This is a genomic window from Lysinibacillus sphaericus (genome assembly GCF_001629735.1).
Classification (GTDB): Bacteria; Bacillota; Bacilli; order Bacillales_A; family Planococcaceae; genus Lysinibacillus; species Lysinibacillus pinottii.
The window spans coordinates 2051720-2074770 of record NZ_CP015224.1; the positions used below are offsets into that span (position 1 = coordinate 2051720).

21 protein-coding genes are annotated in these 23051 nt (G+C 38.9%); 6 read left to right on the plus strand and 15 right to left on the minus strand.

Translation table 11 applies throughout. The annotated features are described in order from the left end of the window. Window positions 1-86: 86 nt before the first annotated feature. On the minus strand, window positions 87-971 hold the full coding sequence (locus A2J09_RS09980; protein WP_012295022.1) for an AraC family transcriptional regulator: 885 nt from the start codon (window positions 969-971) through the stop codon (window positions 87-89). Window positions 972-1072: 101 nt separating this feature from the next. Here A2J09_RS09980 and A2J09_RS09985 point away from each other — a divergent pair, with 101 nt between their 5' ends. Together A2J09_RS09985 and A2J09_RS09990 are read left to right on the plus strand one after the other, a co-directional pair. Further along, window positions 1073-1990: a DMT family transporter gene (locus A2J09_RS09985; protein ID WP_012295023.1), complete on the plus strand. Its 918-nt coding sequence runs from the start codon at window positions 1073-1075 to the stop codon at window positions 1988-1990. A 165-nt stretch (window positions 1991-2155) separates the two neighbouring features. Next, a complete protein-coding gene (locus tag A2J09_RS09990) occupies window positions 2156-3208 on the plus strand; it encodes a Cj0069 family protein (protein WP_012295024.1) in 1053 nt (350 codons plus the stop codon). Window positions 3209-3237: 29 nt separating this feature from the next. Here the strand turns inward: A2J09_RS09990 and A2J09_RS09995 are convergent, their stop codons facing one another. The 3 genes from A2J09_RS09995 to A2J09_RS10005 all read right to left on the minus strand — a co-directional run bounded on the left by A2J09_RS09995 (window position 3238) and on the right by A2J09_RS10005 (window position 6533). Beyond that, window positions 3238-3870 (minus strand): LysE family transporter, encoded by a 633-nt coding sequence (locus A2J09_RS09995; RefSeq protein ID WP_031417445.1) that lies wholly within the window; start codon window positions 3868-3870, stop codon window positions 3238-3240. A gap of 116 nt (window positions 3871-3986) precedes the next feature. Further along, the gene (locus tag A2J09_RS10000; protein ID WP_012295026.1) at window positions 3987-4730 is read right to left on the minus strand and encodes a tetratricopeptide repeat protein; all 744 of its coding nucleotides are present in this window, start codon (window positions 4728-4730) and stop codon (window positions 3987-3989) included. A gap of 87 nt (window positions 4731-4817) precedes the next feature. Then, window positions 4818-6533: a methyl-accepting chemotaxis protein gene (locus A2J09_RS10005; protein WP_012295027.1), complete on the minus strand. Its 1716-nt coding sequence runs from the start codon at window positions 6531-6533 to the stop codon at window positions 4818-4820. 206 nt (window positions 6534-6739) lie between these two features. Between A2J09_RS10005 and A2J09_RS10010 the strand changes: the two genes are divergently transcribed. The 3 genes from A2J09_RS10010 to nspC all read left to right on the plus strand — a co-directional run bounded on the left by A2J09_RS10010 (window position 6740) and on the right by nspC (window position 9539). After that, window positions 6740-6946, plus strand: a complete 207-nt coding sequence (locus A2J09_RS10010) for a hypothetical protein (protein ID WP_012295028.1) — start codon at window positions 6740-6742, stop codon at window positions 6944-6946. A 227-nt stretch (window positions 6947-7173) separates the two neighbouring features. Continuing rightward, entirely contained in the window at window positions 7174-8403 is a 1230-nt protein-coding gene (locus tag A2J09_RS10015) for a saccharopine dehydrogenase family protein (protein ID WP_012295029.1), read from the plus strand. Then, window positions 8400-9539, plus strand: coding sequence for a carboxynorspermidine decarboxylase (gene nspC / locus A2J09_RS10020; protein WP_012295030.1), 1140 nt, complete (start codon window positions 8400-8402; stop codon window positions 9537-9539). Before A2J09_RS10015 ends, nspC begins: the two co-directional genes overlap by 4 nt. A gap of 130 nt (window positions 9540-9669) precedes the next feature. On the opposite strand, the gene A2J09_RS10025 is transcribed toward nspC, so the two are convergent. From A2J09_RS10025 to mce, 5 genes are all read right to left on the minus strand, one after another. Then, a complete protein-coding gene (locus A2J09_RS10025; protein ID WP_008181662.1) occupies window positions 9670-10158 on the minus strand; it encodes a chemotaxis protein CheW in 489 nt (162 codons plus the stop codon). 27 nt (window positions 10159-10185) lie between these two features. Further along, window positions 10186-11301 (minus strand): M20/M25/M40 family metallo-hydrolase, encoded by a 1116-nt coding sequence (locus tag A2J09_RS10030; RefSeq protein ID WP_012295032.1) that lies wholly within the window; start codon window positions 11299-11301, stop codon window positions 10186-10188. 137 nt (window positions 11302-11438) lie between these two features. Next, complete coding sequence (locus A2J09_RS10035) at window positions 11439-12392, minus strand: hypothetical protein (protein WP_012295033.1); 954 nt, start codon at window positions 12390-12392, stop codon at window positions 11439-11441. A gap of 128 nt (window positions 12393-12520) precedes the next feature. After that, window positions 12521-14068: an acyl-CoA carboxylase subunit beta gene (locus tag A2J09_RS10040; protein ID WP_012295034.1), complete on the minus strand. Its 1548-nt coding sequence runs from the start codon at window positions 14066-14068 to the stop codon at window positions 12521-12523. Window positions 14069-14073: 5 nt separating this feature from the next. Then, window positions 14074-14487, minus strand: a complete 414-nt coding sequence (gene mce, locus A2J09_RS10045; RefSeq protein ID WP_012295035.1) for a methylmalonyl-CoA epimerase — start codon at window positions 14485-14487, stop codon at window positions 14074-14076. 125 nt (window positions 14488-14612) lie between these two features. On the opposite strand from mce, the gene prli42 reads away from it, so the two are divergent. After that, the gene (prli42, locus tag A2J09_RS23715) at window positions 14613-14708 is read left to right on the plus strand and encodes a stressosome-associated protein Prli42 (RefSeq protein ID WP_150907189.1); all 96 of its coding nucleotides are present in this window, start codon (window positions 14613-14615) and stop codon (window positions 14706-14708) included. Between the two features lie 21 nt (window positions 14709-14729). On the opposite strand, the gene A2J09_RS10050 is transcribed toward prli42, so the two are convergent. The 6 genes from A2J09_RS10050 to A2J09_RS10075 form a co-directional block, all read right to left on the minus strand. Then, window positions 14730-15707, minus strand: coding sequence for an aromatic acid exporter family protein (locus A2J09_RS10050; RefSeq protein ID WP_036162052.1), 978 nt, complete (start codon window positions 15705-15707; stop codon window positions 14730-14732). 191 nt (window positions 15708-15898) lie between these two features. Beyond that, window positions 15899-16339: a BrxA/BrxB family bacilliredoxin gene (locus tag A2J09_RS10055; protein WP_031417430.1), complete on the minus strand. Its 441-nt coding sequence runs from the start codon at window positions 16337-16339 to the stop codon at window positions 15899-15901. A gap of 165 nt (window positions 16340-16504) precedes the next feature. Next, entirely contained in the window at window positions 16505-17590 is a 1086-nt protein-coding gene (gene meaB, locus A2J09_RS10060) for a methylmalonyl Co-A mutase-associated GTPase MeaB (protein WP_012295038.1), read from the minus strand. Further along, window positions 17590-19743: a methylmalonyl-CoA mutase gene (gene scpA / locus A2J09_RS10065; RefSeq protein WP_012295039.1), complete on the minus strand. Its 2154-nt coding sequence runs from the start codon at window positions 19741-19743 to the stop codon at window positions 17590-17592. The genes meaB and scpA overlap by 1 nt, the downstream gene beginning before the upstream one ends. Continuing rightward, on the minus strand, window positions 19740-21443 hold the full coding sequence (locus A2J09_RS10070) for a methylmalonyl-CoA mutase family protein (RefSeq protein ID WP_012295040.1): 1704 nt from the start codon (window positions 21441-21443) through the stop codon (window positions 19740-19742). The genes scpA and A2J09_RS10070 overlap by 4 nt, the downstream gene beginning before the upstream one ends. A 121-nt stretch (window positions 21444-21564) precedes the next feature. Then, on the minus strand, window positions 21565-22908 hold the full coding sequence (locus A2J09_RS10075) for a dihydrolipoamide acetyltransferase family protein (RefSeq protein WP_036162054.1): 1344 nt from the start codon (window positions 22906-22908) through the stop codon (window positions 21565-21567). Between the last annotated feature and the right edge of the window lie 143 nt (window positions 22909-23051).

Below are 23051 nucleotides of genomic sequence, written 5' to 3' on the forward strand. Positions count from 1 at the left end.
GTAAATGGTGAATTATGTATATATTACAGGCATAAATGATTATATTTTTTCCATTGATGTTCAATAATTTTTCACATTTTAAAACTTTACAGAAATTTCTTGCGATAAACATGTGGTGAATAGCCTGTATATTCTTTAAACTTCTCAATATAGTAACTGACAGTACTAAAGCCTGTATTGGCAGCAATAATAGTGACATTTTGCTCGTCATCCCTCAATAATTCAATACTTTTGCGAAGTCGATATTGTAATAAATAAGTAAATGGGGTCAGTCCAATTACTTTCTTAAAATACCGACTGCATTCAGCCCTACTTAAATACACGTGCTTCGCTAAATCCTCTAGCGTTATTTTTTGCTGATAGTGTGTATGTAAAAAATTCAGCATCGCTTTAGCCCGTTCTTGTTGCACAATAATTGAGGGGTCCACAATTTCCTCCGTCAGCAAGGATTGGGTTAACATCACTTCCCAAATGTATAGTAGCTCTCTCCATACTTTAAGTTGATAAAAGGCCTCTTGCTTTTGTAATATATCAGCCATACATGCCACTTTTTGAGTTAACTCCTTCGTAAGTTTAAGGTAGGGCTGTCGATGAGTAGTTAAATAAGGTTGAACATAATTAGTCATAAAAATACTGCCATCATGCCCTCCAATGATTATTGGGTCCACGTTTATACAGTAAACAATCGCATGCTCCATTTGAAAGGGCTTCGCCTCATGTAATTCTGAGGTATTGATGAATAGCCCCTCCCCCTCCTCTAAGACTAAAACATTCGCTCCTACCCGATACTTAGCACATCCGCTTTTGAGATAAACAAATTGAATTTCTTTATGCCAATGGAGCGGTAGAAAATCCATACTATCCATGTTCATGGTCGTTTCATACAAGGCAACTGGAAATTCTTTTGATCCGTGCAATGTTAGCTCTTGCAAATCTTTCGCAATTTTTATATGGGTTAAAGGCAACCTCATCACCTCAATATTTTGATATTTTTAATGTGTTAATACGATATTTATTCTGTTCCGGACATCTTATAATCACCTTATATTGATAGTTTAGGAGATGTTCGTCAATGAATCAAATCATCAAAAAAAATCGTACCCTCGGTTTTTTACTAGTAATCCTTGGGGCAAGTTTTTGGGGAATCGGTGGAACCGTAGCCCAAAAACTATTTCAGGAGGAGCAAATAGCTGTAGAATGGCTAGTTTCTAGTCGTCTACTTTTGTCTGGTCTATTACTCATAGGAATATATAAAATTACCCATCGACATGAGTCAATCTTTATCATGTGGCGGACAAAACAAAATGCCATGAGACAATTATTATTTAGTTTATTAGGCATGCTTGCTGTCCAATATACGTATATGATGTCTATTTCCATTGGAAATTCAGCGGTAGCCACGCTTCTACAGTATTTAGCACCTTTGTTCATCATGGCATATTACTTTTTATCTAAGCAAAGCCCTTTGACAAAACAGGATAGTATTGCCGTTACACTTACACTTGTTGGAACTTTTTTATTATTAACAAATGGGTCCTTTTCAACTTTGTCAGTACCTTTTATGGCCGTATTCTGGGGTGTAGTATCAGGACTTTCAGTTGCCTTTTATACACTATATGCTGTTCCCCTTTTACAGCAATTCCATTCCTTACTTGTTGTAGGTTGGTCCATGGTCATCGGTGGGATTGTTATGAGTTTCTTCCATCAACCATGGTCTATTGATGTATCGAACTGGACATTTTCTACGATTGCCTATTTTCTTTTTATTATTATATTCGGCACAATGCTAGCGTTTTGGTTTTATATTGCTAGCTTGCATTATTTATCCCCAAAGGAGTCAAGCTTATTAGGAAGCTTAGAACCACTAATGGCTGTCATCACAAGTGTATGGTGGTTAAAAATAAGCTTTGGAGGTTACCAATTTATTGGTACTTTACTAATTCTTCTAATGATTCTATATCTCACAGTGTTTCAAAAGAAACAGGCTTAAACACCTTAATATCTGATTTTTCTGACTGTCAGTAGTCAATACCTCCTATATTAAATATTGGTTTATATGAATTAATACATAAAATTTACATATTTCATATATCTTTTCTCCTTGTTTGTCTACTATACTGAAAATAAATGACAAATAAAAAGGGAGGTATTAGTTATGAATAAAAAAGTTATTTTTTTTGAGGTTGAAGGTGGCACAGACAAAGGATCAGATGGCTATCGTCCAGATACAATGCCAATGGTGGAAGCTTTAAAGCAACGTGGGCAAGATGCAGAGGTGTTATTTTTTGATATTGCAAAAAAACAGCAAATTTTTGACTACGTAAAGGAACATGGTGCTGCCTATGTATCCCGTATAAACCCCGGCAACTTGCAGCATGAGGAAGAATATTTCGCGATGCTTCGAGAACTTTGCCAAGTAGGCGTCATCGGCATGCCACATCCCGATGCGATGATTAGCTATGGCTCTAAAGATGTATTATCAAAGCTTACTGCTACCAATTTAGTACCTGATGATACATTTGCCTACTATACAATCGAAGCATTTAAAGCACAATTTCCTACTTCTCTAGCGTTAACAGAACGTGTTCTGAAGCAAAATCGTGGTTCTACGGGTGAAGGTATTTGGCGTGTAAAATTAGTAGAGCCTCTAGCCGAAGGAATTACCGAAGTTCCATTAGATGCACAAATTAAATGTACCGAAGCAAAAGATAATCATGTTGAATATTGGTCTCTCGGAGACTTCATGACATTTTGTGAGCCATATATTACTGGATTGAATGGTATGTTAATCGATATGCGATTTCTTCCACGTATTACAGAAGGTGAAGTTCGCTTATTGATGTTGCGCAATCACCCCGTTCACGTGGTACATAAAAAACCTGCTAATACTGAGGATGCCTTTAGTGCAACATTATTCTCAGGTGCACAATATCGCTATGATCAACCAGAGGATTGGCCTGAGCTTGTCGAAAGCTTTTTATCACAGCTACCTCAAGTAACGAACCTGTTAGGAGGATATGACTTACCTCTTATCTGGACAGCTGATTTTATGTTAGACACAGATGAAGCTGGCAAGGATTGCTATATTTTAGGTGAAATGAATTGTTCATGTGTGGGCTTTACTTCAGAGCTCTCCTTAGCACATCAAGTAGCAGAAGAAATTTTGGCTTGTCTCCAAGAGCAGACAATTGTAGTTACTCCATCATAAAAAAAGTGCGATCTGAGAGATCGCACTTTTCATATATAAATTTTAATTGCTTGTATAAATTCATATATAAAATAACCAGCAAAGCCAAATAACAAGAATCCTGCGACAATCGTAAATGTTTTAATCATCTTCCGATTCATCGCTTTACGCGTAACTGAGACAATAGTTAGTAAACCGATATCGTGGAGTAAAATTCCACTCAGGACACCAGCAGCAATAATTAAAAAGCTTGTTTGCTCCCCTTGTCCGTAAGATTTAGCTAGAACAACGCCGAATACATTGACCCAAAAAACAAGGTTACCAGGGGATATAGCTACCAATAATCCATTCAAGTAAGAAGCAAAAAAGGACTTGGTTACTTTTTCTCCTGCCAATGTAATATCATGATCGGCATTCTTAATAGAGTCATACCCTAACAAGAATAAAAAGCCCGCTCCAATGATCCACATCGGAAGCTGTACCATAGGCATAGCCAAAATGGAGGCTAATCCCATATACAAGGCAAAAACTAATACGATGTCAATGGTCATGCCACCAAGCCCTACAGCCCAGCCGTGCAGAAAACCATTTTTAAGTCCTTGCTTTGTCATTTCGACTGTAATTGCACCTACAGGCATGGCAATGGCAAGTCCCACCAATACATACGCTACATATAAACTCAAAAAAACACTTCTTTCATGTCATCGATAAGCTTCATACGTCCGTTTATACTTCTACATTAGCATAAATATACTTAAAAAGAAATAATTATTAATAGTTTAACGTCTCTTTTCTAGATTTATAGCATTTGTTTTTTCCATTGTCTTAACACATCATTCGATTTCACAAGATCCATTTTCAAGGTGATTTGCTTTGTAGAACAGCGTTTTTCAGCTCTCTCCCAAGCCTCCTCTAAAGCAGGTAAATAGCTTAAATTTTTTGTAGTAGCTACAAGCTGTAAAAAAATATTACCTTGAATATAGTGCCAGCGAGGATTCATACCATCTAGCTTTATAGCCTCCTCAATTAGTCTAAGTGCTAAATAAGGGCTTCCCTCATGACGATTTAAAAATTGAGCAAAAGCACCCCAATACAGACCTTTGTTAGGCTGTAATTTAATAGCCTCTGCAAATTGAACCATCGCTTTGTCTTGTTCTTTAGTAAGGACGTAATATTCAGCCATCGTATAATAAGCGTTTGCCTGTGCTTCAATGGGTCCTGCTAATAATTCTTCTATTACTTTCCCAAACTGTTCATCATCTTGAGTACCGATATAGGCTGTAAGAACATCTCGCTCTGGGTACGAACCATCTGTACGTTCTTTACTTTGCATTATTTTTTCATCAGTCGTTTCAGGCATATCGGCATATCCATTTGCCTCCAGTAATGCAACATGTTGCTGAATAAGTTGATGGGTCTCGTCAGTTAAATTTATTTGGCTGGCAAGTATCTCCTTTGCTAGCTGGTAGCTCTCTTTTACTTGACCACTTAAAAATAAGTCATTTATTTGCTGTACTTGCTCATCCATTTGTTTTACCACCATTAAATCCTCACCTTCACTAAAAGAAAAATCTTATGGATAGTGTACCATCTTAGACAGGCAAGCAAAAGATAACTTATCCTAATTTTTCTACAATTCTTTTAATTTAAATGCTTTTACGTGTTGCTCTAGTGTATGTGCCATATGGGTCGTTTCATTCGAACTTTGTGCAACCTCATCAATACTTGCTGTTGTTTGCTGGGCTGCTAAGGTAATTCTATTCATGGCTTCCTCAATGTCTCTAATGGATTCTGTTAGTTGTTGTATCATCTGGACAATTTGAGCTGACTTTTCATTTTCAGCAGTCACTGCATGAGAAATACTTATTATTTCCTCAACTGTCTTCGCTACAGCGCTTGAAATATTTCCTAAGGATTGTGCTGTCAAACCAACTGTCTCTGTTCCTTTTTCAATATATTGCGTATTATCATTCGTTGATGACATCACTTGCTGAACATGTTTCAGCATATCCTGAATAAGCTGTTCAACCTGTAATACTTCTGCATTGGACTGCTCTGCTAGCTTTCGCACCTCCTCAGCAACAATCGCAAAGCCTTTTCCATGCTCTCCTGCCCTAGCCGCCTCGATAGAAGCATTCAGGGCTAGTAAATTCGTTTGTGATGCAATACTAGCAATCGATGTTGTAATTGCCTGTATTTTAGCAGCAGACGTAACTAAGTTTTCAACAGTATGCTTTACTTCATCTGAACCACTTTGAATCGATGCCATATCATTGTTTATATCTTTGGCTAGCCTTTCTCCATCTGTTGCTAGTTTCATAGTTTCTCGTGCATTATGAGCACTATCAGTAGCATTGTTCTGGATTACCTGCAAGTCCTTAGCTAAGGAGGTTAACACTTCGGTAGCATTTTCAGCGTGATGCATACCTGCCGTCACAGTGCTTGTTACTTCTTCGATATTATGAGCGACCTCTTGAATTGTGTTCGTCATATCGTTTAAGGTGCAAGCGGTTTCATCTGCATTATTAGCAAGTGTATTAGAGGTAGAACGCATGGTCATGATCATACTTTGCAGGCTAGCTGTCATACGATTTAATGTCTTCGCTAAATCCTCAACCTCATCCTTGCTGTTTATTTTTGTTTCCGCTACCGCTAAATTGCCATTTGCAATTTCTTTGGCTTGTTGAATAAGGACACTAATTGGCTTCACTTTTCGCCGGATTAAAAACCCTGTAATAATTGAAGCAATTAGCACAGGGAAAATACTAATTAATATGCCGCTCCGAACAACATCCCATGTACGTTCCTTAACAATATTGGCATCAAAATCGATGACACTGATGGCAATAATCTCTTTACTCGAATCGTGGTCTTTGAAAACGGGGGCATAGCCTGATAAGCGATCCATGCCAGCAAATGTATAGGGCTGAGAATAAGTTGGATGCTTATCTTGTAACAGCCTATCAATCGCCTCTTTATCAAGATAGAAAGAATCCCCAGGTGCAAAACCTTTCTCGGCTAAATGGTCATCCAGCGCTAACAATGTTCCATCAAGGGACAGAATATATTGAGTTTGAAAAATATCTTTGTGTCCAGTTGTCCAGTTTAAATCATTCCCAATACGTTCCCGAGCAGCCTGGTCCCCACGCATGGCCTTGTCCATCTGCTCAGGAGATAATAAACCGGTTGTAATATTGGCACATCCATATGCCTCCACACCAGCAGCATCATACAGTTTATTGTAAGCAGTTATGTATGTAGCGAACGATGTAATCCCTAGCATGACCACTAAAATACCAGCAATAATCGTTCCAAGTTGAAAAGTTAATGAATTTCGTAATTTCACGATTCATCTTCTCCCCCTTTCTTGTAATAATCTAAAAATTTTCCCCTTATTTTTTCATCATACTATAAAAAGATGTATTTAAAAAGCATCTTTATTTTTTCTAAAGAAACAAAAACATTGGATAAAAGTTCTGAATTATGCAATAATTGGGGTTCACTAACTTAATTATGAGGCATTCAATAAATCATCTACTAGGGGGGCTTACAATGAATAAACGTTTTCATTTTGTATCGCTTATTACTGGAAATTTGCTAACAATAGGAGCTATCTTCATTTATGCTATGCAAAGCCAAGTACATGTAGCCCTCAGTACGTATGGACTAGTAATGGGATTTCTAAGTACATTACTTGTGATTTTCTTTTATGTATGGGGAGATGAAAAGCAACAAATATCAAGTCGATTTTTAAAATAAAAAGAGTGATGCTCAGTTCTGATGTTTCAAGCAATGATGTCCCTTGCTACCTTTGTAGAACAGGGATTTTTCCATGTTTTCCAGGCTATTTCATTATGATTACGTCTAATTGATGTAGAAAAATTAAATTTTTTGTAGAAAATTTTAAAACAATGATTGAGTACTATATCAAATTTCTGTATAATCAGCTTGTTTGACAATACTTTTATGAACTTGGGGGTAGACAATTGGGTAAAGCATTGATTATCGGAGCTGGCGGAGTTGCCAGTGTTGTGGTACACAAGTGTGTTCAAAATTCGGACGTATTTGAGGAAATTTGTATCGCAAGTAGAACTGTTTCAAAATGTGACGCTCTAAAAGAAAAACTAGACGGCGGAAAAACAAAAATTCATACTGCACAGGTAGACGCAGATAATACAGAAGAGGTTATTGAGCTTATTAAAGCTTTTGGACCAGATGTAGTGATTAACGTTGCCCTACCTTATCAGGACTTAACGATTATGGATGCTTGCTTAGCGACAGGTGTGCACTATGTGGATACTGCAAACTACGAGCCACCTGAGACGGCAAAATTTGAATATAAATGGCAATGGGCTTATAAAGAAAAGTTTGAAAAAGCTGGCTTAACTGCATTACTTGGTAGCGGTTTTGACCCAGGTGTAACAGGGGTTTTCACAGCTCATGCGCAAAAACATGAATTTGATGAAATCCACTATATTGATATTGTGGATGCAAATGCAGGAGATCATGGTTATCATTTCGCAACAAACTTCAACCCAGAAATTAACATTCGTGAAATTACTGCGAATGGTCGTTACTGGAAAGAAGGCGAGTGGGTTGAAACAGCACCACTTGAGAAAAAAGAAGTTTATAACTTACCAGAAATCGGACCAAAAGATATTTACCTTCTATACCATGAAGAGCTTGAATCACTTGCAAAAAATATTAAAGGTTTAAAACAAATCCGCTTCTGGATGACGTTCTCTGAAAAATACTTAACACACTTAAAAGTATTAGAAAACGTTGGTATGACATCTATCGAGCCAATCGAATTTGAAGGTCAAATGATTCAACCAATCCACTTCCTAAAAGCGGTGTTACCAGACCCAGCTTCTCTAGGACCTCGCACAAAAGGTAAAACAAATATCGGTTGTATCATTCGCGGTCTAAAAGACGGTCAAGAAAAAACGTATTATGTGTACAACGTATGTGACCACGAAGAATGCTATAACGAAGTGGGGTCACAAGCGATTTCTTACACAACTGGCGTACCTGCTATGATTGGTGCAATGCTTGTAATGAACGGGGAATGGCGTAAACCAGGTGTTTGGAATGTAGAAGATTTCAATCCAGATCCATTCATGGATGCATTAAATAAATGGGGTCTACCATGGCAAGAAAGCCATAACCCAGAGTTACTTGACCTTGATTTAGATGCAAAGGAATTAAGCCGATGAAACCAATTGATTTTTCAAAAGTTCCATCCCCTTCTTATGTAGTGGATGAGCGATTATTAACAAAAAATCTTGAGCTTTTAAAATCAATTCAAGATCGTACAGGCTGCCGTATATTACTAGCCCTGAAAGGATTCTCTATGCATTCAACATTCCCACTAGTAGGGGAATATTTAGCAGGCATTACAGCTAGCTCCCTGCATGAGGCCCGTCTAGGCTACGAAAAAATGGGCAAAGAAGTTCACGTTTATGCACCTGCTTATATTGAGCATGAAATGGACGAGCTTCTAGGCTATGTGGATCACATTGTATTTAACTCATTTAACCAATGGGCTCAGTTCAAGGATAAAGTGAAATCTGCTGGTAAAACAATTGAATGTGGTATTCGTGTGAATCCTGAGTACTCTGAAATTGAAACAGCTCTTTACGATCCTTGCTATACGAATTCCCGTCTTGGAACGACTTTGGCTAACTTCGATAAATCTCAACTTGACGGCATTGATGGCTTACACTTCCATGCAATGTGTGAACAAAACTCGGATACGTTAGAGCGTATTATTGAAGTAGTTGAAGAAAAATTTGGTGATGTCTTACATCAAATGAAATGGTTGAATTTCGGTGGTGGTCACCATATTACACGTGAAGATTATGATGTAGAGAAGCTTGTGAACATCATTAATTATATCCAAGAAAAATATAACCTGCTTGTGTATTTAGAGCCAGGTGAAGCAGTGGCCCTTAATACTGGCTATTTAGTAGCTACAGTGTTAGATATTCAAAAAAATGGGATGGATCTTGCTATTTTAGATACGTCGGCAACATGTCATATGCCTGATGTACTTGAAATGCCATACCGTCCAATGATTATTGGTTCTGGTCAAGCTAATGAATTTGCCCACACGTACCGCTTGGGTGGACTAACATGTCTTGCTGGTGATGTTATAGGCGACTATTCATTTGAACAGCCATTAAAACCAGGAGATCGTCTGGTATTTACGGATATGGCGCATTATTCCATGGTCAAAAACCATATGTTTAACGGTGTTAACCTACCTTCTATCGTTTCATACAATGATGAAGAAGGTATTAAAATTATTCGCGAATTCAAATTTGAAGACTACAGTGGTCGTCTTTCTTAAGAACATGAAAAAGCCCTTCCGTTTTTTTGCAGGAAGGGCTTTTTTAGCTGTATAGTCTTCTAACTTTCAACGTTGTGATAGCCATATTGGGGTGTGTTCACAATTACATTCTAAAGGAAAACGTAGAAGCCTAAGCCTCTACGTTTTCCTTTTCATTCTCGAGCATTTTGTGTAAATAATTAATAATTTCACGTATTCCTTCTAATGAATTGACGAGTATTTTTGGGTCAACATACGTAATCATTCGGTTTTCAAGATTAGCCACAGCTGTAAAGTAGCGAGTTTTACTATAATTCACAAGTCCTAACTGTTGAAGTATTGACTCATCTAAATCAAGAATTTCACGAGCTTCCGTAACAAGTAACCCATAGTTAACAACATCAGTATTCAATACAATTACCCGAGCAGTTGCTGTATTGGAAGAGCGATTATATAATATTCGTTCAAAGTCTAGAACAGGCACAAGTTCCCCACGAATTCTTGTAAAACCTAAAAGATAGTTAGGTAAGTGAGGAATAGGTGTTACCTGCTCTAATTTTTCAATTGAAATCGCTTGCTCTACTGGCACTGCATATTCTTCTGTACCACAAGCAAAAACTACTGCTTTTACACTTTCCATATGGTCACACCCTTCAAATTCAACTCATTATTTTTTGGCAGATTCTTTAACAATCTCAACTAGTAAATCTGCTAATTTCTCTAATTCTTCAACGGGAATTTTTTCATTTGTCGTATGAATATCCTCATACCCTACAGATAGATTAACGGTTGGGATACCAAAGCCTGCAATTACATTTGCGTCGGACCCTCCACCTGAAATTCCTAATGTAGGTGTACGATCTATTTGACGTGCAGCAGCCATTGCCACTTGAACGACTTTGTCTGACTCGGTTACACGGAAACCTGGATACATAAGCTTCACTTCAACTTCAGCTCGTGCCCCTAATGATGCAGATACTTGTTCAAATGTTTCTTGCATATGCTTTGTTTGAGCATCTAATTTAGTTTTATCAATCGAACGCGCTTCAGCTAGAATCGTAACTTCATCGCAAACAATGTTTGTCGCCTGTCCACCCTCAAATCGTCCAATATTGGCGGTTGTTTCTTCATCTAATCGACCTAGCTTCATTTGTGCAATACATTTTGACGCGACTGTAATAGCTGAAATTCCTTTTTCTGGCGCAACACCAGCATGCGCAGTTTTACCGATAATCTTTGCGAAAATTTTAGCTTGGAACGGAGCTGCTGTGACGATACCTCCAACTTTACCATCACTATCCACAGCAAAGCCATATTTTGCTTTAATCATAGATGGGTCTAATTCTTTGGCACCAACAAGACCGCTTTCTTCACCAGCTGTAATAATAAACTCAATATCCCCGTGCTCAATATTTTGCTCTTTTAAGCGTTTGACCATTTCTAGTAATGCTGCTAGTCCAGCCTTATCGTCCGCACCTAAAATCGTTGTACCATCAGATACAATATAACCATCTTCACGTAATGATGGCTTTATGCCTTTACCAGGAACAACCGTATCCATATGAGAGGTAAAATAGATTGGCTCAACATCTAATGTGCCTTTTAAAGTGGCAATAATATTGCCTGCACCATGTCCGTTACGTGTATGTGCGTCATCTTGGACTACTGTAAATCCAAGTGCTGATAACTTATCGACTAATATTGGTGCAATTTCTTGTTCATATTTTGTTTCTGAATCAATCTGAACGAGCTCAAAAAACTCTTCCACTAAACGACTTGTCATGTTGTAAAACTCCCTTAGTTTACGTGTTTTTCCACGTTATAGTATAGGTATTATTTTAGCACAACGTCAGAAGAGTTGAAATCATTCCACAACACTACCCACATAAAAAAGTCTGAGACATTCATCTCAGACTCAGCTTAAGCATTCAAAATCGCTCCTTGCTCTTGTTCAATTGTTTGTAGATAGTTCGATGCTTTATGATGTTTATCCTGTAAACGCCAAATTGTATTATGTACATCATCTTGGATACGTGACACCTGTTCTCTTGCGGTTGAAATTTTGGAATGGACCGACCAAGCTGAAAAAAGATCATCGAAGAAGTAATCAGCAAATTTAACAAAACCATCTGTTTCGATCTGTAGTGTCTTGGTAGACATCACATGAACATCTAATAACTCATTATGAAAACGCTGTAACGCTATTTGGGCACTATGTATATAATTTTCTGAGTGATTAAGCGCATCATGTTTTAAGTGTGTTGCAATAATTCCACCGCCAAAAAATGTATCCCACGTCGAATATCCGTTAGCCGAATGGAGGGAAGCAGCTGCTTGCCCCAACTTTGTCAGAGCCACCTCCCCCGCCTCCTCTGCTTCTTGAATTTCAGCAATCAATTGCTTTGTGAGTAATTTTTCCTCAGCTAAATGCTCCAATCTCTGTGCTTGTATAGAATCATGCCTTTGTAAATAGCCCTTCTTTTTAGCGTGTATCTTCTGAAGCTCATCCTGTAATGCTATTTCATCAATCTGAGCTAATTTCTGGGTTACATGAAACTTATCTTCGCTTAAATCCATCTGCATTTTCTTCGCTTCTTTAATTTTTAATTCAAGCACTGCCGCTTTATCAATTTTCTCAGCCCGTAATTCATCCTGTTGCCCCGTCCAAGTCCGAATCATATTCATAAATGAGAAACCCTCTAATTTATGGAGCTTTGACCGAATTTGATCGAGTGCCCTAGAATGTTTATTGATTTCCTGTTGTGTATAGTCAATCTGCTTGTCAATTAACAGTCCTTGCTCGTTTAGCCTTGCCGATTTTCTTAGTTGTGTATGAATCTTTTCCTGCTCTTTTTGTAATTGCTTCCATTCCATTCATATCAACTCCTTATATATCAGTACGGTTGAAAAAGAAAAATGTTTCAACTTTCATTGATTATCTGGCATACCAATTTTTGAAAAGTAAAAGCCTAGTAACTATATAGCTACTAGGCTTGGACATTTTATAATGGAATATTACCATGTTTTTTCTCAGGACGCGTTTCCTGTTTAGTAGATAACATATCAAGTCCTTGAATCAGTTTGATACGTGTATCTCTTGGATCAATAACATCGTCTACCATACCGCGAGATGCTGCAACATATGGATTGGCAAATTTTTCTTTATATTCTTCAATTTTTGCGGCACGTGTTGCTTCTGGATCATCTGATTTCGCAATTTCACGGGCAAAAATGATGTTTGCAGCTCCGGCAGCTCCCATAACTGCAATTTCAGCATTTGGCCAAGCAAATACAAGGTCCGCACCGATTGATTTAGAATTCAGGGCCACGTAAGCGCCTCCATAAGCTTTACGTAAAATCACTGTAATCTTTGGTACAGTTGCTTCTGAATAAGCATAAAGAATTTTCGCACCATGACGAATGATTCCGCCATGTTCTTGTTTAACACCTGGGAAGAAACCAGATACGTCTTCAAATGTAATGATTGGAATATTGTAAGCATCGCAAGTACGGATAAAACGAGCCGCTTTATCGGAAGAATCAATATCTAATCCTCCAGCAAGTACTTTTGGTTGGTTACAAACAAGGCCAACTGACTCACCAGCAATACGTGCAAAGCCAACAACAACGTTTTTCGCAAATTCTGCATGAACTTCCATGAATGAACCTTCATCCACTACTTGCTCAACGACTTTACGTACATCGTAAGGACGTGTTGTTTCAATTGGCACTGTATCCACGATTTCTGGACGGTAGTCATCTCCCTCTGGTCGAGCTTGACGAGGTGCTTTTTCTTTATTGTTTTGTGGTAAATAGCTTAATAGTTTTTTTATTTCTTGAATTGCCTCTTCTTCAGATGGTGCACGGAAATGGGCATTTCCACTTACTGCATTATTTACTTTCGAACCACCTAAATCTTCAGCAGAGATTTTTTCGCCTGTCACTGTTTCTATTACTTTAGGTCCTGTTATAAACATTTGAGATGTTTTGTCTACCATTAAGATAAAGTCTGTAATTGCAGGAGAGTATACTGCTCCTCCAGCACATGGCCCCATAATCACTGAGATTTGCGGAATAACGCCTGAGTAAATCGCATTACGGTAGAAAATATGACCATAGCCATCTAGTGAAAGAACACCCTCTTGGATACGGGCGCCACCTGAATCGTTAATACCGATAAATGGTGTGCCATTTTTTGCAGCGAGATCCATAACTGTTGCCATTTTTTTTGCATGCATTTCACCTAGTGCTCCACCAAACACTGTAAAGTCTTGAGAGAATAAGTATACTGGACGCCCGTTAATTTTACCGAACCCAGTTACAACACCATCCCCGGGGCCTTCCATTTTCTCCATTCCGAAGTCTACTGTACGGTGAGTAATAAATGGGTTAATTTCAAAAAATGTACCTTCGTCTAGTAATAAATCAATACGTTCACGAGCTGTTAATTTCCCTTTTTCATGCTGTTTTTCGATGCGCTCATAGCCACCACCAAGTTCAATTACCGTCTTACGATCATACAAGTCATTGATTTTGTCGAACATATCCATATTAATCACTTATCCCCTTTTCCACTTTTATCACATAATTCATATAACACCCCGAAAGAAGATTTAGGATGCATGAACGCAACCTCTGCACCTCCAGCACCAGGTCCTGGCTCTTCCGATAAAAGACGTACACCTTTTTCACGAAGCTCAACCATACGCTCACGAATTCCTGTCACACCAAAAGCAATATGGTGAATACCTTCTCCACGTTTTTCAATAAATCCATGAATGGCACTTTTTTCACTCATTGGTTCTAATAGCTCCAATTTCACGTTGCCTGCGTCGATAAAGGCAACTCGAACTTGTTGTGAGTCTACTTCTTCCACTTTTAACAACTTTAAACCTAAAGTTTCTGTATAATATGTAATGCGTTCATCAAGATCGCGCACCGCAATCCCAATATGGTCTACTTTCTCCATGGTGACATCTCCTTCTGTTATGGTACATACTCTATTTTACAGACTTTTTTGTCAAAACTCTACTACTTGAGAAATTTTTCAGATTTGATAAACTATTTATAAGAAAAGAAGGAGCGAACGAGCATATGAGTAATAAAAAGTTTCAAAAAATCGTTGTTTATACTATGGTCGCAATCATGCTAATTTCATCTCTAGCATTTGGCTTATCGATGCTAGTTTAAGGCAAGACCATAGCGTCCACACTACTGTGGGCGCTCTTTTTTTACCTTTAAACCCTTAAATGATTGCTTTATTTCTAAATACCTGTCCATTTCCTCGATAAACTGATAGAGTGCGGCTTGTGCGATGAATTGCTCATGATTTTGCGGTAATGGTAGCTGCGAGAAATCATGTTTCACCTGCTCTAGCTTTTCACGATAGTGACTTGCTGTATTTCCAGAATGAATATGTCCTCCGAGGTCTTGTAAAAAATCTGCCACAATTTCAGCCTCTTGTACTATAACAGGTAATGTTGTAATTTTTGGCAACACTCTTTCGATTATTTCTAGTTGCCTTTCTCGCATATCGAAATACATATAGTAATCATTTTTACGTCTCGTAAAATGGTTTTCAACATCTTTAAATGCTAAGGACTTTGCATCATTTAAAGTTCGAATAGCTTCAATGATCTCATGCCCATCCCATAACGTATCCCCTTGCCGTAAATAGCTAGCAATTTCTAAAAATATCTTGCTGTATAGTTCCTCAATTTTAACTCTATAGTAATTTAATTCCTTTTGAATATCTGGCATATACATATTAATGGCTATACCGGTTCCATAGCCAATAGCCATTAATGCCAATTCATTATAAACAAGCGCCATCGAAAAACTTTTAGCGGCGTAAATGTGCATAATAATAACGACACTAGAAATAAATCCGTCTGCAACTCTCAAGGACACAATCGTTGGAATAAAAAGTAGTAACATACCCGCAAGTGTAAGTGGCTGATAGGAAAAAAGCTCAAAGCTCATAAAGGCAAACACCATGGCCACTATACTAGCAACCAATCGAGTGTAGGCTGCGTGAATGGATTTTTTCTTTGTTGGCTGTACACATAATATCGTTAGAATACCAGCAGAGGCATACGAGGCTAAATGAAAATATTGAGCAATGGCAATAGCAAGTGCTGCACCAATTGCTGTTTTTAAAGTTCGATAGCCGATTGAAAACTTCTTCAGGTCGACTGCCTCCTATCTTTTAGTACTCTTCAGTAAATACCACTAATTATTTAGCCAATATTACAAAAATTTTAATGGTAGTGCTGAACTATCTGTACATGATAATAAGTAGGAAGCCTACATAGATTAACTAACATTCTATGAGGCTCTTCTACTTAGTTATAAAGGATTGTTCTTATGCAAGAATTGTCTTAAAGCTCGTCACAATACTCTTCAAAGTTTGCTTGTAAGTTTGTTACAACTGACATCGGGTCATGTCCTTCAATTTCATAGCGCCCGACTTCAGCCACTACTTGTCCATCTTTTAATAAAACAAATGATGGTGAAGAAGGTAGGTGATCTTCCCCAAAATGATAACGTGCCGCTGCAGTCGCTTCTTTATCTTGCCCTGCAAATACTGTTACTAAGTGATCCGGGCGTTTATCGTAATGTACACATTGCGCTGCCGCTGGACGAGCAATACCACCCGCACAACCGCACACTGAGTTCACCATAACTAATGTTGTACCTGGGCGAGCAAATGCCTCTTCAACAGCCTCTGGTGTTTTTAGCTGTTCGTAACCAGCCGTTTCAATTTCAGCACGAGCTGTTTTTAAAATTTCCTGCATAAATAAATCGTAATCCATATTCATATAGCGATAGCTCCTTTCAAATCGCGTCAATTCAGCTTTTATAGTAGGTATTTGACGCACATACATCTCTTATCATAGCAGTTTGCAACGAATTTGTGCACCCACTTGCTCATACAAGTCAGTTGAATTTTCTAAGCTTTTAAAGAAACTAGTTTACTTCCCTACCTATTCCTCGCTAAATAAACGATCTACACCTTGTGTAACCGTTAGTTGGCCACTTAAGATTTGACGTTCCAGTAGCTGTACCTGTGCTTTACGTTGTGGATTCCCATAAAACATATCTATTAAATGATCAGTAATCATGGATTGGAACCACTCTTTTGTTTGTTTTTGACGTCGAGTAGCCCAATAATGATTTGTTTCAACAATTTGTTTGAATTCCTTTATGGTTCCCCAAACCTTATCGAGACCCCGTTTTTCCAGTGAACTAACGGGCATTGCAGTAGACATCCAGCCTGGTGTTGCCGGCTGTAAAAAATGTAGAATCTGTTTATATTCTGCGACAGTTTTTTTGGCAAGTCGCACATTATCACCATCTGCCTTATGCACAACAATGGCATCTGCTAATTCCATAATGCCCTTTTTCATGCCCTGCAATTCATCCCCGGCCCCAGTTAAAACTAAAAGCAAGAAGAAATCTACCATGCCTCGGACATAGGTTTCGCTTTGTCCCACACCAACTGTTTCAATGAGAATGACATCATAGCCAGCCGCTTCACAAACTAACATCGTTTCACGTGTTTTTTTGTGAACACCCCCAAGGGTACCAGCCGATGGTGAAGGGCGTACAAAAGCAGTGGGCTTCTTGACGAGCTCTTCCATACGCGTTTTATCTCCTAAAATACTGCCTCCGGATAAAGAAGAGCTTGGATCAATCGCAAGAACTGCTACTCGTTTTCCCATGTCACAAAGCATTGTTCCGAAAGCCTCAATGAACGAGCTCTTCCCTGCTCCTGGAACACCCGTAATGCCGATTCGAATACTCTTTCCTGTATGTGGTAGAAGTTCCTGCAAAAGCTCTTGAGCTTGAACTTTATGAGTGGCATTCGAGCTTTCAATGAGGGTAATCGCTTTTGACAAATGTGTGCGAGAGCCTGCACGTACTTGTTGTGCAAGCTCTCGAATATTAACAGTGTCGGCTTTTTTCTTTCGGAATTTTTTAGGTGTACCATATTGCATACCGTCGTGAGTCGCCTCGACTCCGTCCATCACAAACAGCGCACTTTCTTCCATTCCTTTGTTGTTGTCCATTATTCAGACACTTCCTCATAGCCTAAACGTTTGTAAATTTCCTCAATGATTTTCTGTGCGGATACAGGAATCACGGTACCCGGTCCAAAGATAGCTACTGCTCCAGCATTGTAAAGGAAATCATAGTCTTGTGCAGGTATAACACCACCCACAATGATGATAATATCTTCACGCCCTAACTTTTCTAACTCCGTAATCAATTCGGGCACTAATGTTTTATGACCTGCTGCTAACGAAGAGACACCGATGACATGTACATCATTTTCAACGGCCATTTGCGCTGCCTCAGCAGGCGTCATAAATAACGGAGAAATATCTACATCAAAGCCTAAATCGGCATAGCCTGTTGCGACGACCTTGGCTCCACGGTCATGTCCATCTTGTCCCATTTTAGCGACTAAAATACGCGGACGGCGGCCTTCGTTTTCAAGGAATTCTTCTGTCATTTGTTTCACTTCTGAAATTTGCTCCTCATCAGAGAAGTTGGCAGAGTATACACCCGAAATAGAACGAATTACGGCTTTGTGTCGTCCAGAAACCGCTTCAATTGCATCTGAGATTTCACCTAAAGAGGCACGTGCACGAGCCGCATCAACCGCTACAGCTAGTAAGTTTTCCTCGCCATCTTGTGCGGCTTTTGTCAAACGAGCTAAATGTTTTTGAACCTCAGCTTCATCACGTGCTGCTTTCATCGCTTCTAAACGTTCAATTTGCTTTTGTCGAACAATGGTATTATCAATATCTAGAATGTCAATTGGCTCTTCCTTCGTCAGGCGATATTTATTTACACCGACAATCGTCTCTGTCTTGGAGTCAATTTTCGCTTGACGTTTAGCAGCAGCTTCTTCGACTTTCATTTTAGGAAGACCTGTTTCAATTGCTTTCGCCATCCCTCCAAGTGCCTCAATCTCTTCGATTAATGCCCATGCAGATTTGGTAATTTCTTCTGTCAATTTCTCCACGTAGTATGATCCACCCCATGGATCAATTACTTTTGTCATTGCTGTTTCCTCTTGTAAAAATAACTGCGTATTACGTGCAATACGTGCGGAGAAATCCGTTGGAAGTGCAATGGCTTCATCCAATGCATTCGTATGCAGTGATTGTGTATGTCCCATTGATGATGCATTTGCTTCAATTAACGTACGTGCTACATTATTAAACGGATCTTGCTCTGTTAATGACCACCCAGATGTTTGCGAATGGGTACGTAAAGCTAAAGTTTTCGGATTTTTTGGATTAAACGTTGACATCATCTGTGCCCAAATACGGCGTGCCGCGCGCATTTTAGCAACTTCCATATAATAGTTCATGCCAATAGCCCAGAAGAACGATAGACGTGGTGCAAATGCATCGATATCAATGCCTGCTTTCAGTCCTGTACGAACATATTCCAAACCATCTGCTAACGTGTAGGCAAGTTCTATGTCATTCGTTGCCCCCGCTTCTTGAATATGATAACCAGAAATCGAAATAGAGTTAAATTTCGGCATATACTTCGCTGTATATTCAAAAATATCTGCAATGATTTTCATCGACATAGCTGGTGGGTAAATGTATGTATTACGCACCATATATTCTTTTAAAATATCGTTTTGAATCGTCCCTGCTAATTTTTCTGGCGTTACTCCTTGTTCCTCTGCTGCCACTATATAAAATGCAAGAACTGGTAGCACTGCGCCATTCATCGTCATAGAAACAGACATTTGATCTAAAGGGATTTGATCGAATAGAATTTTCATATCCTCGACAGAGTCAATAGCAACACCCGCTTTCCCCACATCTCCTGTAACACGTGGATGATCAGAGTCATAGCCTCTATGAGTTGCTAGGTCAAACGCTACAGATAAACCCTTTTGTCCCATTGCCAGATTTCGCTTGTAAAAGGCATTGGACTCTTCAGCTGTTGAGAAGCCAGCATATTGACGAACTGTCCATGGGCGAGCCACATACATGGTAGGGTATGGTCCACGTGTATTTGGTGCGATACCTGCTACATCATTTAAATGTTTAGCATCCTTGATATCTTCTTTTGTATAAATATCTTTAATTTCAATTCCTTCATTTGTCATAAACTTATCATCAGACGCTTGAGGCGCATTAGCTGATAAAACTTTTTCTATTTCAATTGCATTAAAATTTGGCTTACTCATCGTTGGACCTCCTTCATGCTCGCAAACACTGACTGTAATTTTTCAATGATGTTCTGTCCTGCGAAAATAAAACCGTTTAAGCCATTTGCTAACCAAGCTTCTTCTTCGTCTTTAAATTTCCCAGCTACATCCACAAGTACATCCGCTGGCTTGTCTGCTAAAATGGCATGGACAAATTCTTTTGTATCTTCGTCATTACCTGCAATGACAACATATTTAGCCTCTGTTGCCTTTAACCAAGCAATTGCCTCTTCAACAGTCGTCGCTGGTTCACTTTTTTCAGGAACAAGACCAACCGTATTTAAGAATCCAGCAATAAAATCTGCTCTTGGCTTGGAGCTTTTTAAAGTACCTAATGTTAAAATGCCTGTTTTCACATCGGCTGCCGTCATTTCAGCACGCAGCTTTTCGAATGGAATAGCACTTCGTTTAATGCTAGCAAATAACGGATTTGTTTCACATTCAAATGCGTCTGCTGGATTAGCATAAATATTTGTTCCAATTAATGATTGCTTACGTGTTTGTGCAGCGTGAATACGAGATTGATACGATTTCTCTACTTCTTCAGCGAGCTTGCCAGATGCTGTGTATTCATCAATGCCTCCAGCTGCCTCGATTTCTAAGAATAATGCCCATGCTTCTTTGACAAAATCTGCCGTTAACGACTCGATAAAGTAAGAGCCACCTGCAGGATCTATAACTTTTAAGACATTTGTTTCTTCTTTTAAAATCAATGACACGTTACGAGCAATACGTACTGACTGTTCTGTAGGCTTTGTTAATACATCATGTGGATGAACTGTAAAGAGATCAGCACCGCCTATTAAGCCAGAAAGCGCTTCATTGGAGGATCGTAATAAATTCACGTAGACATCCAATTTAGAGAAGCTTCTTAATGATGTTTCAGCAACTGTTGGTATTTTTACATTTTGTGTAACTCCATAGGCAGATGAGAACGCTTTCCAAAGTACTTTAAAAGCACGGAGTTTTGCAATCTCTGTAAAGAATTGTGTATCAACTGCAAAGGATACAAAAAATTTCTTGGAGAATGCCTCGAAGCTTTCTTCCTGTTCTACCCATTTTGCTGCTAATGCAAGTGCATAGGCTAATTCTTGAATGGCGTTGGCACCTTCATTATGATAAATAACTGTGTTAGCGCCGACTGAGCGCACGCTCGGAAATGCATGTAAAGAGATGGGTTGGGTCGAAACGATGAATCCTTTCACAGCTTCTCGTTGATCCAAAGCAATTTTGTCAAACACTGTTAATAATGGGTCTTTTGTATCTTTAATAGTAATTTTAAATGAATATTCTGAGAAATATGATGCTAATTTGACCAATACGTCTTCTGTCCAATCAAAATTAACACGACTGTCAATTGTAATAATTTCATTACCCCTAGCTAAACTGTCATCAAGCTGTGCAAAAAATGCTTCACTCGTATCTGCATGAACTTGCTGAGCTACTTGGAATGCTTGACTATTTTGTAGAGAACGGATTGTGGCAACTTGTCGATCGAGCTCATCACCAAGCTTAGCTACTAAACTTTCTTGTGTGTAAATGGGCTGTAGTGTAACACCCTCATTTGTTTTCGTGAATAGAGACTCAAATGGTTTCCCCTTTAAAGCTTTGATTGCTGCATCTTGCCAGTCAGAATAGGCCGGCTTTTCAAATTCAATATTTTTCATGTTGTTTGACATGCGGACGCTTAATCAGCTTCCCCCCTTAGTAGTTTCTATTTGTTATTCTACATGACAAATTGCGACTCGGAAAGCATAAAAAAAATCGGAAACCCTTATACAGCAGGTTTCCGACAAGTCATCAGTAGACTGACGTCGAAGATTTATTTGTATTTTCGAGTATTTCTTTTACTCTATTTAGGAATTTACCACATACTAGTCCATCCAACACACGATGATCTAATGATAAACATAAATTCACAATATCACGAGCGGCGAACATTCCACCTGGTAAAATGACCGGTTTTTTTACAATACTTTCCACTTGGAGAATGGCAGCTTGTGGATAATTAATGATACCCATTGATTGAATAGAGCCAAATGCTCCCGTATTATTAACGGTAAATGTACCACCTTTAATATCATCCATGGCTAATTTTCCAGTTCGAACTTTGTTAGCAAGCTCATGAATTTCTTTAGCAATTCCTTTAATGGATTTTTCATCCGCGTGTTTTATAACAGGTACGAATAGTGCATCATCCGTCGCTACTGCAATCGAAATATTGATGTCATGCTTTTGAATAATTTTATCCTCAGCCCACATAGAATTCATCATTGGGAATTCCTTCAAGGCCTGAGCCACTGCTTTTACAAAGAAGGCGAAATATGTAAGATTAAAGCCTTCCTTTTGCTTAAATTCACCTTTTAGGCTATCTCGATAAGCAACTAAATCTGTTACATCCACTTCCATCATCATCCAAGCATGTGGAGCTTCATGGACGCTTCTTACCATGTTATTAGCAATGGCACGACGGACCTTTGTCACTGGGATTTCAATGTCCCCAGGCTGTATAGGTGGTACTGGTGCTGCAGGCTTTTCTGCAAGCTGTGCTGGTGCAGGAGCTGGTTGTTCAGTTGTTGTTTGAATCGCTGCTGGCGTTGGTGCCGCAGTAGTTGCTGTTGGAATATTGCCCGTTTCTATAAGTTTTAACAAATCTTTTCTTGTAATGCGACCACCCTCGCCCGTTCCTGTAACTTGATCAAGGGCAATATCATGCTCCTGTGCAAGTCGTAGAACAGCAGGTGAATAGCGTACTTTGTCCTTACGCGCTTCTTTTGGAGCGACTGAAGAAGGAGTAGAAACGGGTTGTGATGCTTCTTGTTTCTTTTGAACACCTGCATTTAAAATGGCTGTGCTTACTGCCGATTTTTTTTCAGGTGGTGGTGGTGGTAACTCACTCTCCCCTGCAATTTCAATCGAGCATACGACTGCGCCCACTGGTAATGTTTGACCTTCTTGTGCAATTAACTCCGTAATAACCCCTTCAAACGACGATGGAATTTCTGCATTTACTTTATCTGTCACAACTTCTGCTAAAGAATCATATTTCTTTACTGTATCGCCAGGCTTTACAAGCCATTTTTCAATTGTACCTTCTGTTACACTTTCGCCGAGCTGTGGCATAGTAATATTTTGAACCGCCATCATTTATTCCTCCCATCAATTAAGCCTAGGCGTCATTGTACCTGATGCAGCGCTATATTAGTAAACGTAGATAGGCAAATAGACAGATTTTGACTTTCAAACGGCTAAGTCAAAATCTGTTCTTCCGTCTGAGGCTTTCATTT

Bases quoted from the DNA above. Each gene is read 5' to 3' on its own strand.
- A2J09_RS09980 (WP_012295022.1), bottom strand. From the start codon at position 971: ATGAGGTTGCCTTTAACCCATATAAAAATTGCGAAAGATTTGCAAGAG.
- A2J09_RS10035 (WP_012295033.1), bottom strand. From the start codon at position 12,392: ATGGAATGGAAGCAATTACAAAAAGAGCAGGAAAAGATTCATACACAA.
- A2J09_RS10040 (WP_012295034.1), bottom strand. From the start codon at position 14,068: ATGGATATGTTCGACAAAATCAATGACTTGTATGATCGTAAGACGGTA.
- mce (WP_012295035.1), bottom strand. From the start codon at position 14,487: ATGGAGAAAGTAGACCATATTGGGATTGCGGTGCGCGATCTTGATGAA.
- A2J09_RS10025 (WP_008181662.1), bottom strand. From the start codon at position 10,158: ATGGAAAGTGTAAAAGCAGTAGTTTTTGCTTGTGGTACAGAAGAATAT.
- A2J09_RS10010 (WP_012295028.1), top strand. From the start codon at position 6,740: ATGAATAAACGTTTTCATTTTGTATCGCTTATTACTGGAAATTTGCTA.
- A2J09_RS09990 (WP_012295024.1), top strand. From the start codon at position 2,156: ATGAATAAAAAAGTTATTTTTTTTGAGGTTGAAGGTGGCACAGACAAA.
- A2J09_RS10055 (WP_031417430.1), bottom strand. From the start codon at position 16,339: ATGAATATGGATTACGATTTATTTATGCAGGAAATTTTAAAAACAGCT.
- A2J09_RS10070 (WP_012295040.1), bottom strand. From the start codon at position 21,443: ATGTCAAACAACATGAAAAATATTGAATTTGAAAAGCCGGCCTATTCT.
- prli42 (WP_150907189.1), top strand. From the start codon at position 14,613: ATGAGTAATAAAAAGTTTCAAAAAATCGTTGTTTATACTATGGTCGCA.
- scpA (WP_012295039.1), bottom strand. From the start codon at position 19,743: ATGAGTAAGCCAAATTTTAATGCAATTGAAATAGAAAAAGTTTTATCA.
- meaB (WP_012295038.1), bottom strand. From the start codon at position 17,590: ATGGACAACAACAAAGGAATGGAAGAAAGTGCGCTGTTTGTGATGGAC.
- nspC (WP_012295030.1), top strand. From the start codon at position 8,400: ATGAAACCAATTGATTTTTCAAAAGTTCCATCCCCTTCTTATGTAGTG.
- A2J09_RS09985 (WP_012295023.1), top strand. From the start codon at position 1,073: ATGAATCAAATCATCAAAAAAAATCGTACCCTCGGTTTTTTACTAGTA.
- A2J09_RS10075 (WP_036162054.1), bottom strand. From the start codon at position 22,908: ATGGCGGTTCAAAATATTACTATGCCACAGCTCGGCGAAAGTGTAACA.
- A2J09_RS10030 (WP_012295032.1), bottom strand. From the start codon at position 11,301: ATGACAAGTCGTTTAGTGGAAGAGTTTTTTGAGCTCGTTCAGATTGAT.
- A2J09_RS10000 (WP_012295026.1), bottom strand. From the start codon at position 4,730: ATGGTGGTAAAACAAATGGATGAGCAAGTACAGCAAATAAATGACTTA.